The sequence below is a fragment of the Desulfallas sp. Bu1-1 genome, from assembly GCF_015594625.1.
In the GTDB taxonomy this organism is placed as follows: domain Bacteria; phylum Bacillota; class Desulfotomaculia; order Desulfotomaculales; family Desulfallaceae; genus JADNRQ01.
This window is the reverse complement of record NZ_JADNRQ010000001.1, coordinates 22,433-36,846: the sequence shown is the minus strand read 5'-3', so window position 1 is coordinate 36,846 and position 14,414 is coordinate 22,433. Positions and strand designations below refer to the sequence as shown.

General features: G+C 51.5%; 14 protein-coding genes and 2 tRNA genes. 3 read left to right on the top strand and 13 right to left on the bottom strand.

What is annotated here, in order from left to right; all coding sequences use genetic code 11:
* The first annotated feature begins 16 nt into the window (after positions 1 to 16).
* From IT084_RS00195 to cysC, 3 genes are all read left to right on the top strand, one after another.
* The gene (locus tag IT084_RS00195; protein WP_195710055.1) at positions 17 to 1,375 is read left to right on the top strand and encodes an oligosaccharide flippase family protein; all 1,359 of its coding nucleotides are present in this window, start codon (positions 17 to 19) and stop codon (positions 1,373 to 1,375) included.
* A complete protein-coding gene (locus IT084_RS00190; RefSeq protein ID WP_195710053.1) occupies positions 1,354 to 2,349 on the top strand; it encodes a hypothetical protein in 996 nt (331 codons plus the stop codon). Before IT084_RS00195 ends, IT084_RS00190 begins: the two co-directional genes overlap by 22 nt.
* A 182-nt stretch (positions 2,350 to 2,531) precedes the next feature.
* Positions 2,532 to 3,083 carry an adenylyl-sulfate kinase gene (gene cysC / locus IT084_RS00185; RefSeq protein WP_195710767.1) on the top strand — a complete coding sequence of 184 codons (552 nt, stop codon included), beginning with the start codon at positions 2,532 to 2,534 and terminating at the stop codon, positions 3,081 to 3,083.
* 172 nt (positions 3,084 to 3,255) lie between these two features.
* Here the strand turns inward: cysC and IT084_RS00180 are convergent.
* The 13 genes from IT084_RS00180 to IT084_RS00120 all read right to left on the bottom strand — a co-directional run bounded on the left by IT084_RS00180 (position 3,256) and on the right by IT084_RS00120 (position 14,372).
* Positions 3,256 to 3,331 (bottom strand) — tRNA-Glu (locus tag IT084_RS00180).
* A gap of 2 nt (positions 3,332 to 3,333) precedes the next feature.
* Positions 3,334 to 3,409 (bottom strand) — tRNA-Lys (locus IT084_RS00175).
* A 172-nt stretch (positions 3,410 to 3,581) separates the two neighbouring features.
* Positions 3,582 to 4,868 carry an adenylosuccinate synthase gene (locus IT084_RS00170; protein ID WP_195710051.1) on the bottom strand — a complete coding sequence of 429 codons (1,287 nt, stop codon included), beginning with the start codon at positions 4,866 to 4,868 and terminating at the stop codon, positions 3,582 to 3,584.
* 49 nt (positions 4,869 to 4,917) lie between these two features.
* Positions 4,918 to 6,315, bottom strand: coding sequence for an NAD(P)/FAD-dependent oxidoreductase (locus IT084_RS00165; RefSeq protein ID WP_195710049.1), 1,398 nt, complete (start codon positions 6,313 to 6,315; stop codon positions 4,918 to 4,920).
* 255 nt (positions 6,316 to 6,570) lie between these two features.
* A complete protein-coding gene (gene dnaB, locus IT084_RS00160) occupies positions 6,571 to 7,905 on the bottom strand; it encodes a replicative DNA helicase (RefSeq protein WP_195710048.1) in 1,335 nt (444 codons plus the stop codon).
* A gap of 38 nt (positions 7,906 to 7,943) precedes the next feature.
* Positions 7,944 to 9,854 (bottom strand): Lon family ATP-dependent protease, encoded by a 1,911-nt coding sequence (gene lonC / locus IT084_RS00155; protein WP_195710047.1) that lies wholly within the window; start codon positions 9,852 to 9,854, stop codon positions 7,944 to 7,946.
* 52 nt (positions 9,855 to 9,906) lie between these two features.
* On the bottom strand, positions 9,907 to 10,353 hold the full coding sequence (gene rplI / locus IT084_RS00150) for a 50S ribosomal protein L9 (RefSeq protein WP_195710046.1): 447 nt from the start codon (positions 10,351 to 10,353) through the stop codon (positions 9,907 to 9,909).
* A complete protein-coding gene (locus IT084_RS00145) occupies positions 10,353 to 11,342 on the bottom strand; it encodes a DUF2232 domain-containing protein (RefSeq protein WP_195710045.1) in 990 nt (329 codons plus the stop codon). The genes rplI and IT084_RS00145 overlap by 1 nt, the downstream gene beginning before the upstream one ends.
* Before the next feature lie 168 nt (positions 11,343 to 11,510).
* Positions 11,511 to 11,741 carry a 30S ribosomal protein S18 gene (gene rpsR, locus IT084_RS00140; RefSeq protein ID WP_195710044.1) on the bottom strand — a complete coding sequence of 77 codons (231 nt, stop codon included), beginning with the start codon at positions 11,739 to 11,741 and terminating at the stop codon, positions 11,511 to 11,513.
* A gap of 12 nt (positions 11,742 to 11,753) precedes the next feature.
* Positions 11,754 to 12,170 (bottom strand): single-stranded DNA-binding protein, encoded by a 417-nt coding sequence (locus tag IT084_RS00135; RefSeq protein ID WP_195710043.1) that lies wholly within the window; start codon positions 12,168 to 12,170, stop codon positions 11,754 to 11,756.
* Between the two features lie 49 nt (positions 12,171 to 12,219).
* Positions 12,220 to 12,510: a 30S ribosomal protein S6 gene (gene rpsF, locus IT084_RS00130; RefSeq protein WP_195710042.1), complete on the bottom strand. Its 291-nt coding sequence runs from the start codon at positions 12,508 to 12,510 to the stop codon at positions 12,220 to 12,222.
* Positions 12,511 to 12,751: 241 nt separating this feature from the next.
* The gene (locus IT084_RS00125) at positions 12,752 to 12,949 is read right to left on the bottom strand and encodes a DUF951 domain-containing protein (RefSeq protein ID WP_207744348.1); all 198 of its coding nucleotides are present in this window, start codon (positions 12,947 to 12,949) and stop codon (positions 12,752 to 12,754) included.
* A 25-nt stretch (positions 12,950 to 12,974) separates the two neighbouring features.
* Positions 12,975 to 14,372, bottom strand: a complete 1,398-nt coding sequence (locus tag IT084_RS00120; protein WP_195710041.1) for an aminopeptidase — start codon at positions 14,370 to 14,372, stop codon at positions 12,975 to 12,977.
* Positions 14,373 to 14,414 lie beyond the last annotated feature (42 nt).

The following is a 14,414-nucleotide window of genomic DNA, read 5'->3' as shown; positions in this document are numbered from 1 at the left end:
TAATTTTCCGCAGGCGGTGATTAAAATAGATTCCCTAATTAAAAAAAAAATATTAACCGGCAGTTATTATGTTTTATTGGGGCAGGCAGCCGGCCTGGTCCTTGGGACGGCCAACAATATCCTGTTGGCCCGCCTGCTGGGGCCGGCCAATTTCGGCCTCTACGCAATTTTTTTAAAAACCTGCAACGTGGCGGAGATACTATCCCAATTGGGAACCAACGCGTCAACAGTCAAACTGGTGGGCATCGCCGCCGGTGCCGGGGACTGGGGCAGGCTGAAAGGCATCCTGCACAGCACCTGGCGCATTATTATCGCCAGTTCCGCCATTACGGCACTTATTATTTGGATCACCAGGCGGCCACTATCCTTGCAGGTTTTCAACTCCCCGGAGCTGGGTGGTATTCTGGCCTTCGGGGTAGCATTGATTCCCCTGCAAAACGGTTTGCTGCTGGTCAGGGAAACTTTTCGCGGCTTGCAGGACTTAAAGATCGTTTCATTTTTGCCCGTGTTGCAACAACTGGTATTACTCGCAGCGCTGGCAATTTTAAGTCTGAAAGTCATTACATCTATCCGGAGTGTGCTTACCGCCTTTTGCACGGGCGTATTTTGCGCACTGGCCGCAGGGTTGTTGCTCCTGCGGCGCAGAGCCGCACACTGGGAAACGGCGGCGGAAAAGGTCGACGCAACAGCCATCCTGGCGGAATCGCTACCCATGATGGTAACCAGGGGTTCCTTGCTGGCCATCTCCAGCATGGATGTGTTGGTGCTGGGAATGCACGCCAACTCATTCGAGGTGGGCATTTATAGCGCAGTTAGCAACCTGGCCGCTACGTCAGTTTTTTCCCTGGGCATAATCAATCAGGTTATACCAGCCTTAATTGCCCATTATCACGCCCAAAAAGATTTGCAAACCCTGGCCTATGTCGCCCGGTACGCCTCCACCGTCGGGGCACTGTTCTCCTTCCCGGTTTTTATTTTATTACTATTGTTCGGTAAACCTGTTCTAAGTATAGTTTTTGGACCCCAATATGCCGGTGGAATCCTGGCCCTGAATTTTTTACTTATTGGCCAGTTAATCAACTCCGTCACCGGATCCTGCGGGTACATGCTGCAAATGACCGGGCAACATATGACGTTAATGAAAATCAGCATATCATGCGGGATGTTGAATTTGATTTTAAATTTTGTTCTGGCCCGCTATTTCGGGAAAGAAGGGGTCGCCGCGGCCACCGCTTTGTCCCTGGTTATGCAAAATGTTTTAGCGGTAATCATGGCCCGTAAAAAAACCGGTATTTGGACCATGGCCTCCATGGAAATGACCATAGAAATATTAAAACAGGCAAGGAGATACGTATGCACTTTATTCTCACGCTAGGTTATCCCAAGAGAGATCATTTAAAGCGGGACGAATGGACTATGTACAAGGAATGTGCCCTGCAAATCATCAACTGGGAAACCGGGACACTGGTAAAAGAAGTTAAGTATATTTCACCCCCTGATAGAATAGCCGAAGATGGCAGTATTTTATTCAAGGCGGGTACTTTAGATAAAAATAGCTTTATCGTACCGACCAACACGGAGATACTTGTTTACGAACTTCCCGGGCTCAAGATTAAAAAAATCTACAGCCATCCTACTTTCAATGACCTTCACCACGTAACTGTGCACAATGACTTATTTTATATTTGTAACACCGGCCTCGAGATAATTCAAGTTATGAATGACACCGGGGATATTATCGCCGATTATAATGTGGGGACCACCAACACCTGGGAGCGCTTCAGCCGGGATGTTGACTACAGGCTGGTTCCCACCACCAAGCCACGTGAAACACATGCCAACTTTCTATTTTTCCTGGAAGAGGAGCTATGGTGCACACGCTATTTGCAAAAGGACGCCATCTGCCTTGGGGATAAAACAAAAAGAATAGATTTAAATATCAGCAAGGGTGGGCCTCACGACGGGCTGGTCCAAGATGATTTTATTTACTTCACGTTAACAGATGGCTATGCGGTTATAGTAAACAAATATAACTTAAGGCGGGAAGAGGTAATAGATTTAAATAAAATCAGCGATTATAAGGTCTTGTTGGGCTGGTGCCGGGGCATTGAAGTAGTCGGGAATAAAGCTTATGTCGGTTTTACCGCCTTTAGAAAATCCAAGTACCGGGAGTATGGACTCTGGATCAAGTACGGGAAAAAACCACTGGGCAGCAGGGTCGCCGAGTACAACCTGCATACCAAAACGCTTGAAAAGGAAGTGCATGTGGCACAAGAAACCGGGGCAGCAATTTTTACAATAAAACATATTCCGTGGAGTTTAGGGGCTAATGTTGAATACCTCAAATAGGGCTTATATCAAGCAGCAAGGAAGGATAGATATGTACAAAACAGCAAATGCAAAGGGATGATTCGAGCAAAGTCTCACCGGCGCCCCAGAGGGGCGCTTAATTATTTATATATTAAAACACCTCATGCGGTGGCATTACCGGTTCCGGCCTCATAATTTGGTAAGTGTGTAATTGAAAATAACTGGAACAGAGGGGAGAGCCTGTTGTGCAAAAAGGATTTACCCTGTGGTTGACGGGTTTGAGCGGCGCAGGCAAAACCACAATCGCCCACATCCTGGAAAAAAAGATGAAACAAATGAGATTTAAAGTGGAACTGCTGGATGGAGACGCAATTAGAAGCAACCTTAGCCCCGACCTGGGTTTTTCCAAACAGGACCGCATGGTGAACATCAAGCGGGTGGCGTTTATTGCCAAGCTGTTGACCCGCAACAATGTCATCGTCATTGCTTCGTTGATTTCACCGTACAATGATATCCGGTCATACTGCCGGGCAGAGATTGGTGATTATATTGAAGTATTCGTCAAATGCCCGCTGGATGTTTTAATCAAAAGGGACACCAAGGGCTTGTACGAAAAAGCCATGGCGGGTGAAATAGCCAACTTTACCGGAATATCCGATCCTTATGAGGAACCGTTAAATCCCGAAATAACAGTGGCAACGGACAGAGAACCCCCTGAACAAAGTGCGGAAAAAATCCTGCAATGGCTGAAACAAAAAAACTATATTCGATAATCCTTGCCGTGTACCGGTTACCAGCAAGAAAGGCGCGCTTTAAATCAGTTCCCTTTAATGCGCGCCTTTTAGTACTTTATTCCTTTGCCCTGGCTATAATTTGGCCAGGTATAGTTTCCTAAAGTGCATAGAGAAAAGGGCAGTTACCTTTTTAAAGTAACTGCCCTTTTGCTGGTGACCCCACCGGGATTCGAACCCGGGTTACCGCCGTGAAAGGGCGGTGTCTTAGGCCGCTTGACCATGGGGCCGTTGGTGAGCCATCCGCGACTCGAACGCGGGACACCCTGATTAAAAGTCAGGTGCTCTACCGGCTGAGCTAATGGCTCACTGAAGTCTTACAGTTCTATATGATACATTAAGTTAGCCGACATGTCAACAATCTTATTCTGTTAAACGTGTTATTGTTTTACGTTACGGGGAGCAGCCCCGGGCGGGGCTGCTCCCGCGATAAAAGCAGGTGGTGCCGCTTGTGGCATGGGTATCTCTGCAAACAATAGTTTAAAAGATGTCGTGCAACACCAGCGTCTGGGTCCGCCCGGGACCAACCCCCACGATGGCCACGGGCACTCCGGACAAATCTTCCAGGTACTTGAGGTAATCCCTGGCGTTTTGGGGCAGCTCGCTGTAATCATTCACATTGGAGATATCTTCCTGCCAGCCGGGGAATTCCCGGTACACGGGTTCACACCGGGCCAGCACCTTCAGGCTGTCGGGGAACTCCGTGATAATTTCGCCCTTATACCGGTAGCCCGTGCAAATCTTCAACGTTTCCAATCCGGTGAGCACATCCAGCTTGGTTACGGCCAGGTAGCTCAAACCGTTGATCCGGGCCGCATAACGGGCAATTACGGCATCGTACCACCCGCAGCGGCGCGGCCGGCCGGTGGTGGTACCGAACTCGTGTCCCCGCTCCCTGATCTGTTCGCCCAGCTTATCGTGCAGTTCGGTGGGAAAAGGCCCTTCACCCACCCGGGTAATATAGGCCTTGGCCACACCCACCACGGTGTTGATTTTAGTGGGGCCGAGCCCGGCGCCCAGGCAGGCGGAAGCGGCAATCGGTGAACTGGAAGTCACATAGGGATAAGTGCCGTGGTCGATGTCCAGCAGTGTGCCCTGGGCGCCCTCGAACAGCACCTTTTTCCCCCCGTCGATAGCCTCATTGACCAGTATGGACACGTTGGCCACGTATTTTTTGAGCCGCTCGCCATACCCGCTGTAAAGTTCCAGTATTTCCCGGTAATCAAATTGATCGCTGGAGCCGTACACCCCTGTAAGCAGCTGGTTCTTAAACTCCACCACGTCCCGCAGCTTCTCCGCCAGCTCTTCCCGGTCAATCAGTTCCACCATGCGGATGCCCACCCGGGTAGCCTTGTCCATGTAAGCAGGACCGATGCCCCGGCATGTGGTGCCGATTTTGCTTTTACCTTTGCGCTCCTCTTCGGCCATGTCTATTCTTTTGTGATAGGGGAAAATGACGTGCGCCCGGGGACTGATCCTTAAATTGGCGGTGCTGACGCCCTGGCTTTCCAGCACATCCAATTCCTCCAGCAACACCCCGGGGTCAATCACCACACCGTTGCCGATCAGGCACATCTTGTCGCTGTACAAGATGCCGGACGGGATTAAATGCAGCTTGTAAATTTTATCGTTCACCACCACGGTGTGACCGGCATTGCTACCGCCCTGGTAGCGTACCACCATATCGGCCCGCCGGGCCAGAAAATCGGTAACCTTCCCCTTTCCTTCGTCCCCCCATTGCGCTCCTATTAAAACAACCGTAGACATCGGTAACCCCCTTACCTTAAAATCCCGGAAATTAATTTTTCACTATAATTTAACGGCCGGGGATTCTGTTAAGAATTTCCCTGGCAGCCACCACGCCCGCCACCGAGGCCTGGGCCAGACCCCTGGTCACACCGGCGCCGTCGCCAGCCGCAAACAGGTTTCTGATCTGCGTCTCCAGGCTGTTGTTTAAAGCCAGCCGGGAAGAGTAAAACTTAACCTCCACCCCGTAAAGCAGCGTGTAACGGGAATAAACCCCGGGTGCAATTTTATCCATCGCCTTTAGCATTTCCACAATGGCCACCAGGTGCCGGTACGGAAACACCAAGCTCAGGTCGCCCGGCGTAGCTTCCTTCAGAGTGGGCACCACCAGGCTCTTTTTCATCCGGTCCAATGTGGAGCGGTGCCCGTCCAGCAGGTCCCCCAGGCGCTGCACAATCACGCCGCCGCCCAGAAGGTTGGCCAGGCTGGCCACGTACTTGCCGTAGGCGATCGGCTCCCGGAATGGTTCAGTGAAGGTTTTACTCACCAACACGGCAAAGTTGGTATTTTCAGTCTTGTTGAAGGCGTGGCTGTGGCCGTTTACCGTCACCAGGCCGTCGTTGTTTTCCAGCACTACTTCACCATACGGGTTCATGCAAAAAGTCCTGACCCGGTCGTCAAAAGCACGGGAATAATAGATCAACTTGGACTCGTAAAACACCCTGGTCAGCGGTTCCATCACCTCGGCCGGAACTTCCACCCGCACACCGATGTCGACGGGGTTAACCGCGGTTTGCAACCCCAACCGGAACGCTTCCTGGGCCAGCCATTCGGCACCCTCCCGGCCCGGCGCCAGGATTACGTGGTCGCCGGTGATCTCCTGGCCGTTATCAATGCGAACGCCCTTTACCCGACCATCGTCGACGATGATTGATTCCACCATTGTCCGGGTGCGTATTTCAACACCTTTTTTCACCAGGTGATCCCGCATGTTTTGCAGTATTTCCTGGCAGCGGCCGGTGCCCAAGTGCCGTATGGAAACCGGAATTAATTTAAGCTCGGCCATGGTGGCCCTGTGTTGAAATTCCTTGATTTCCTCTTGATGTTCCAACCCGAAGACCTGTTCCGGCGCGCCGAATTCCAGGTAAATATTGTCAATGTATTTGATCATTTCATTGAGCTTTTCTTCACCCAGGTACTGTTCCAGGCTGCCGCCGATTTCGGAAGAGAGAGTCAGTTTGCCGTCACTGAACGCGCCGGCGCCCCCCCATCCGCAAATGGTGGAGCACGGAGAACAATTAAAACAACTGCCGCCCTTCTCCCGGGAAGGACAATTACGCTTATCGATATCGCGACCCTTTTCCAGGATCAGTATGCGCAAATCGTCCCTCTTCGCGGCCAGCTCCAGGGCAGCGAATATCCCCGCGGGTCCGGCGCCGACAATAATAATATCATAGTGATGCAACACTTGGGCAAACCTCCCGTTTTCCTAATAATATTTTGTGCCTTCGACATAAAAATAACCCAAACGTGCTGCTGTTTGAGTCAACTAATCAGTGTACGCCGGGTGTAGTCGTTTATCAATTTATTGTACTCGGGTTTATCAAAGCACAGCACTACAATATTATCAAACCGGACAAGTTTTTGTCAAGGATAATTGAGTAATCGTTCACCGGTATACAACATACATACATTTGAATATCCTCGCGGCCGTCCAACCCGGCTATTCCCCGGCGTTTTCCCTGCGGGCCAGGTTCATGAATCTGGTGAATTCCTTCAGGAAGGCCAGCTCCACCGTGCCGGTGGGCCCGTTTCTCTGCTTGGCCACGATAATTTCGGCAATCCCGACTTTTTCCGTATCCGGGTGATAATACTCATCCCGGTAGATAAACATAACCACATCCGCATCCTGCTCAAGGCTCCCGCTTTCTCTCAAATCCGACATGATTGGTCGTTTATCCTGGCGCTGCTCTACTGAGCGGGAAAGCTGCGCCAGGGCCAACACCGGAACGTTCAGTTCCTTGGCCAACCCTTTCAACGACCGTGATATCTCCGCTATTTCCTGCTGCCGGTTCTCGGCGCGCCGGCTGCCCTGCATCAATTGCAGGTAATCGATAACGATTAAAGCCAACCCCTTTTCCAAGTGCATCCGGCGGGCCTTGGCCCTGATCTGGCGCACCGTGAGTACGCCCGAATCGTCGATAAAAATGGGCAGCCTGGCCATCTCCCTGGCCTGCTGGGTCAACTTGGCCCAGTCGCCCTCACTAATAAAACCACTGCGCAGTTTATGCTGGTCCACCATGGCCTCGGCACACAGCATCCGCTGCACCAGCTGTTCCTTTGACATTTCCAGGCTGAATACGGCCACCGGCTTCATGGTTTTTACTGCGGCATGATAGGCGATGCACATCCCGAAGCTGGTTTTGCCCATGGAAGGGCGCCCGGCCACTATGATCAGGTCACCTGGCTGAAGTCCCTGGCAAATCCGGTCCAGGTCCTTGAACCCTGTGGGCACGCCAGTAATTTCGCCCTTGTGCTTGTATAAATACTCGAAATGTTTGAACGTGTCCAGTAACACGTCTTTAATTTCCGTAAACACGGTGGATGTCCGCCGTGAACCCAGCTCCAGCAACATCCTTTCCGCTTCTTCCATCAACCGCTCGGCGTCCTCGCTGCCCTCGTAGCTCATACCGGCGATACGAACGGCTAGATTGATCAGGTTGCGTAGCAGGGCCTTTTCTTCGACTATGCGGGCATAGTATTCAACGTTGGCGGCGGTGGGGGCGATATTGGTCAGGGAGGCCACGTAAGTGGCACCGCCCACCTTCTCCAGCTCGCCCTTGCGGCGCAGTTTTTCCGTGACGGTCACCAGGTCGGCAGCCTGGCCGTTATCCTCCAGTTCAAGGATGGCATTAAAAATTACCCGGTGGGATTCCAGGTAAAAATCCTCCGGGTTTAAAAACCGCACCACCTTGGAAATGGCGCTGTTGTCCAATAGCAGTGCGCCCAGCACCGATTGCTCGGCGTCTATATTATGGGGAGGCACTTTATCCCACATGAACTGTATCACCCGTTTTTAGTCAGTTGATCTTCTTATTACACTGGCGGGAAGACTTGTTTAATAATTTCCTCCACCGTCTCCACAGGTATCACTTCCACCCCCCGCGTGTCGGCGGGAATGTCCTTTTCGTTTTCCCGGGGTAAGAAGACCGTTTTTATGCCGCATTGCTTGGCGCCGTAAATTTTTTCCGGCACGCCTCCCACCGCCTTAATGCGGCCCTGGATGGAAAGCTCACCGGTGACGGCAATGTTCTGGGGTATGGGCAGGTTTTCCAGTGCGCTGTATACCGCCATGAATATGGCCACGCCCGCGGACGGGCCGTCGATCCGCCCGCCGCCCACCACGTTTACATGCACGTCATAATCATATATATCCCGCCCGGTCAACTTCCGCAGTACCGAAGCCGCGTTAAATACGGAATCCCGGGCCATGCTGCCCGCCGTTTCATTAAAGCGAATCATACCGCCGTCCTTACGCCGGGCCGGAAACACCATGGCTTCGATCTCCAGCGCCGAACCCAGGAACCCCGACACCCCCAGGCCGAAAATACAACCCACTTCATGGTTTTCCGAAGCACGCCGGCTAACAAAAGGTGTCAGGCGACCAACCTTGATTACCTCGTAAATATCGGCCTTGGTGATCACCACATTGTTTTCATCCCCCGCCCTGTAACAGGCCAGGGCATAAGCATCAGCCAGGAAATTATTGGCCTTTCTACCTTCAATGGTATATTCGGCAATGATATCCGCCACGCCTTCTTCTATGGCAACTCCCAGTTTCGATGCGGCCTGCTTGACGATATTCCGGATATCCGCGGGCGTCAGCGGTTCAAAAAATATTTCCGTACAGCGGCTACGAATGGCGGGATTGATTTCTTCCGGCTCCCGGGTGGTAGCCCCGATTAGAATAAAATCCGCGGGCGCCCCCTCTTCAAACAGTTTTCTAATGTACTGGGGTATATTACTGTCGGTGGGGTCATAATAGGATGATTCGAAAAAGACCCGTTTATCCTCCAGCACTTTAAGCAGCTTATTCTGCAGGATGGGGTCGAGCTCACCAACCTCGTCGATAAAAAGCACGCCACCGTGTGCTTCCGTCACCAGGCCAGGTTTGGGTTCCGGCACCCCGCTGTCCGCCAGGTCACGCCGCGCTCCCTGGTAAATGGGATCGTGCACCGACCCCAGCAGCGGGTTGGTCGATTCCCGCGGGTCCCAGCGCAGCGTGGTGCCGTTCACTTCCACGAAGGGCGCGTCCTCGCTGAACGGGCTGTGTTTCATGGCACGGGCCGCCTCCAGGGCCAGCCGGGCGGCGGTTGTTTTGCCCACCCCGGGCGGGCCGTAAAGTAGAATGTGCTGGGGAAATGGCGACGCCAGCTTGGAGAGCAATGAACGCACCGGGCGCTCCTGGCCCACGATTTCATTGATACTGGACGGGCGCAGCACTTCCAGAGCCGACCGGGTCAGGCTTTTCCGCTCCAGTTTTTCCAGAATTGCGAGTTTTTTCAGCGTCTGGGCATTTTCCGGGCCGGCGTTTTCCTTGATGATTTGCATCTTGATTTCACGCACGTAATCCTCGTGTTTTTGCTGCATCCGCTCATTGATTTTTTTCTCCAGGTCGTCTTCCACCGTGCGCCGGGCGATGATATCGGCTATTTCATTTTCAATATCTTCCAGTATGCCCGGAATATCCTCCAATTCAGGCAATATATCAAGGGTGGGATCCTCAAAGACAAGTTTCTGCAGGGCCAGCACCTGCTCGGACAGGTAATCGGACCGCATCATCTGTAGCACGTTCAATTTCCCCGCCCGCAGCACAATTTTATCGGACCCGTATAACTCGGATAAAATGTTGTACAATGATTTTACCTGCCGCCTGAGCTGATCCTGTTCCCTGTCCCTGGAACCAAAGTCGTTTACGTTTTTGAATTTCTCCAGAAAGCTTTTCATTGCTGTCAATTCTCCTTGCTGTCCAGGATGATGTTCTTTATCCGGCTTATATTTATTCCGCCACAACCTCAACGGTAATTTGCACCTGCACAGCCGGGTGCAGCTTGATCGTGACCGGGTATTCACCAAGCGATTTAATGGGATTTTTTAGTACAATTTTTTTCTTGTCCACGGACAGCCCGTGATTTTTTTGCAGGGCTTCGGCAATATCCTTGTTGTTGATGGCCCCGAACAGTTTCCCCGCGTCACCAACACGGGTTTGAATGGTCACTTTCAACCCGTCCATTTGCCGCCCCAGGACCCGGGCTTGTTCCTCGATCTTCTTTTTTTGCTCATTCATAATCTTTTGTTGATGCTCAAGGTCTTTCATCTTACCTTTGGTGGCTTCCACCGCCAAACCCTTGGGAATCAAAAAGTTGCGGGCATATCCCTCCGCCACTTTGACCACATCGCCCTTTCGGCCGAGTTTTTTCACATCTTCAAGGAGAATTACCTGCATTAACCGGAGCCTCCTTTCGATACCATATCATTATCAACTGGTAACCGACGCAAGTTGGCCACGGGGTCCACCACACCCAGTGACAAAATAATCGCCGCTGCCAGCGGCAAGTACAGGACCATAGCGATAATAATAAAAATCTTGGCCGGCGTGGAAATTTTCCATACCCGTATAAAATACGCCAGCACGGCCGTACCCAGGATCAAGAAAATAAACACCGAGATATACAAAATATTCTTGCCGGCAATTCCCACCAGTTCGAGGGAAAATTCCTCCCCCGCCATGGTCAGCGCCAGGCCCGCAATGACCAGCCAGATGGAATACCAGGGCAACTGCCACTCCGTAAAACGTAAATTGCCGGAAACGTTATAGCCCAGGCCGCGAGCCAGGTGCCTGGTGATAAAATAGGTGAATATGGTGATAATAATGGTCCACACGGCCATACCGCCGGGCAACAATTCCCTCACCAGCCTACCCGCTTGTTGGGAGACCTCAAGAAATTCCTGCCGGCCTGCTTCATCCATCAAGCCGCTTTGCAGGTAAAACTGGGACATTTGTTCCATGGTGGTATTAAATTCCGTCGCTATCCTGGACAAACCGGAACCGCTGAGCACAAAACTGAACAACAAATTTATTCCGGTCACCGCCAGCGCCCAGAAAAACAGCACGGCCATGCTCTTGTCCACCGCAACTTTGTTCTTTAAAAGCAGGCCAATAATAATTCCCACCGGTCCAAATTGCAGGAGCAACAAAAATACGGGTTTTATCCCGCTAATGGCGAAAGACAGCATCAGCGCGGTTACGCCCAGCGCCAGCAGGCCGTACAGCAGGTTCCGTTTGATGATCAGGTAGGCCAGAGGCACCGGGAGCAATAATGTAGCCAGATAAAACGCCGGCATAAGATAAAGGCCCAGTAGTCCCAGCAGGGCCATGACGGCGGCGACGATTGCGGTTTCAATCAAAACCGGTGAATCATTTTTGAAAACCAAAGGATCACCTCAAAGGCTGAAATCCAACTTATAGTTCTGCACTAAACAGAGCTTTTCCTCCCCGGTTCACCCGGTCCGACAATGTTATTTGTTACCCGTCGTGCCATGTCCCAAGAATAAAGGAAGGGGAACCCTCTCTGTTCCCCTGTTGCTGCTCAGTTTTTTTATTTACTCAACAGTAAAAGGCAGCAGCGCAATGTTGCGCGCCCTTTTCACTGCAACCGTCAGCATCCGCTGGTGCCGGGCGCAGTTGCCGGAAATTCGCCGGGGCAGTATTTTACCCCTTTCCGTGATATATTTTTTTAAACGGGGCACGTCCTTGTAATCTACTTTTTCCAATTTATCCACGCAGAAGCTGCAAATCCGCTTCTTGCCGCGCCGCCCGCGTTCACGTTTCATCTTCCTTCCCTCCTAGAACGGGATTTCCTCCTCGTTGAAGCTTATTTCACTGCCGAAACTTTCACCTTCGGTGAGATGGCTTCCTCCGCCTAATGACCCCTGGGCATCCTTCGGCCGGTCCAGGAACCTCACATCGTTGGCCACAACTTCGGCGACCCTGCGGCGAATCCCCTGGTTATCGTCATAGGAACGAATTTGCAGCCTGCCGTCCACCGCCACCAAGCGGCCTTTGCTCAGGTGATTGGCGCAGGTTTCCGCCAGCTTCTGCCAAACCACAATATTGATAAAATCGGTTTCCCTTTCTCCCTGCCGGTTGGAAAACTGGCGGTCCACCGCCAGGGTAAACCTGGCCACCGGTACTCCGTTGGGAGTATAACGCAGTTCGGGGTCCTGGGTCAGCCTGCCGATCAGGATAACTTTATTCAACATATTCTCACCGCCCTGGTGTTCCTAATATTTAACTGGTATCTTTTAATCTTTAATTATCGTCATCACGCACAATGATATGGCGCAGAATTTCATCGGTTATTTTCAGCACCCGGTCAAGTTCTGCGGCGACCGCGGCTTCTCCTTTAAAATTCATCACCACGTAGTAACCTTCCCGGACATGCTTGATCTCATAGGCCAGCCGCCGCTTGCCCCACTTGTCAAGCTTGGTTACCTCGGCGCCATTGTTTTCAGCCAGTGCCTTGACTTTTTCAATTACGGCCTCAACGGCTTCCTCTTCCAGGTCAGGCCTGATGATGAATACCAGTTCGTACTGACGCACGATGTTCACCTCCTCCCTGTGGACATAAGGCCCTACTTTTAGTGGTGGTCGGTCGTCAGTGGTCAGTCGCCGGTTAATTCAGGCAACACCAACATCCTTTACATTGCCTGATAGTATTCGTCTTGGAAAACTATTGACCACTAAAACCGGTCACATGTAGAGCAGGGTAGGCCACATATTATATTTTAAACTCTAAAATTATAGCACATAAATGCAATTGGGGCAAGGAATAATTGTTAATTTAATCCGTCGCTTTTGACGCCACGATTTTTTTAACGCTTTTTTCAAATTTGGGCCGGGGCAACAGCAGCACCCGGCCACAAGTGGTGCACTTGATGCGAAAGTCCACCCCGGTGCGCATTACTTCCCACTCATCACCGCCGCAGGGGTGGGGTTTACGCATTTTTACAATATCCCCGATATTATATTTCACCAGCATGGCCCGTCACTCCCGGTACATGGATTCAAGACTGTAAAAACGCCTGGTAACCGCGATACATCATAAAAATATCGGCCTTATGACTTACCTCGAAGGGGGAATGCATCCCCAGCAGAGCCGCTCCGCAGTCAACCACATCCATGCCGTAGGCAGCCAGCATATAGGCGATGGTACCTCCGCCGCCCTGGTCCACCTTTCCCAATTCCCCGGTTTGCCATATAACGTTGTTCTGATTAAAAATTCTCCGCACCCGTGCCATATACTCAGCGTGAGCGTCGTTGGCCCCTTTTTTTCCGCCGGTGCCGGTATACTTGGTCAGTACCACTCCGCACCCCAGCCGGGCGGCGTTGTTCTTTTCCATTACATCTTCAAAATTCGGATCCAGCCCCGCATTGACATCGGCAGAAAGTGCAGCAGAAGAACTCAGCATTTTTCTCAGTAACAACTCGTTATAGTGTTTAACGCTTTTTTCCAATAACTCGGCAATAAAATTAGTGAAAAATGCTGATTCCATGCCGGTATTGCCCACGCTACCAATTTCTTCCTTGTCAGCAAATATCCCCACCGCCGTGCGGGTCTGGTTATTAATGCCACCGATGGCCATGAGCAGGGCGTAAGCGCAAACCCTGTCATCCTGCCCGTAGGCTCCGACCATGGACCGGTCCAACCCTACATCTCGTGGCGTTAGTGCAGGCACCAGGGATAATTCCGCGCTGACCAGGTCCTCTTCAATAATCCCGTATTTGTTGTTCAGGATACCCAGCACCGTTTCCTTGACCCTTTCTTTAACCTCTGTGTTTTTCAGCGGTAAGCTGGCGCACAGGGCGTTCAGGTTTTCACCGGGAAAAGCCTCGGATAATTTTTTTTCCATCTGGTCTTTGGACAGGTGCGGTAATAGATCGGTAATGGTGAAAACGGGATCGTCGATTTCTTCGCCCAGGCAGATATCTATTTTAGTGCCGTCATTTTTATGAACAACACCGTGCAATGCCAGCGGCAACGCCAGCCAGTGATACTTTTTGATGCCACCGTAATAGTGTGTATCCCAGAGAGCCAGCCCCGATTGTTCATAAAGAGGGTGTACTTTTAGATCGAGGCGTGGGCTGTCCACGTGTGCGCCGATAATGTTGGCTCCTTCCGTGAGCGGGCGCTCCCCCAGCACCGCCATGATAAAAGATTTCCCTCGTACCGCATGGTAAACACGATCGCCGGGCTTAAGTGGTCTCTGTATTTTGTCCAGTGAGACAAATCCCCTGCTTTCAGCATACTCCCTAATTAATAAAGCAGTTTCCCGTTCCGTTTTGGCCCGTTTTATGAAGAGCTTGTAGTTTTCACCCATGTCCATTACGGCCTGCTTTTCTTGTTCACTCAAGTGTTCCCAGGCTATTTTTCTGCTATAGGCCAGGTGGCTCTTTTCAGTCATATACAACCCTCCATCATTTCGTTTATTGCACTTATTATGGCC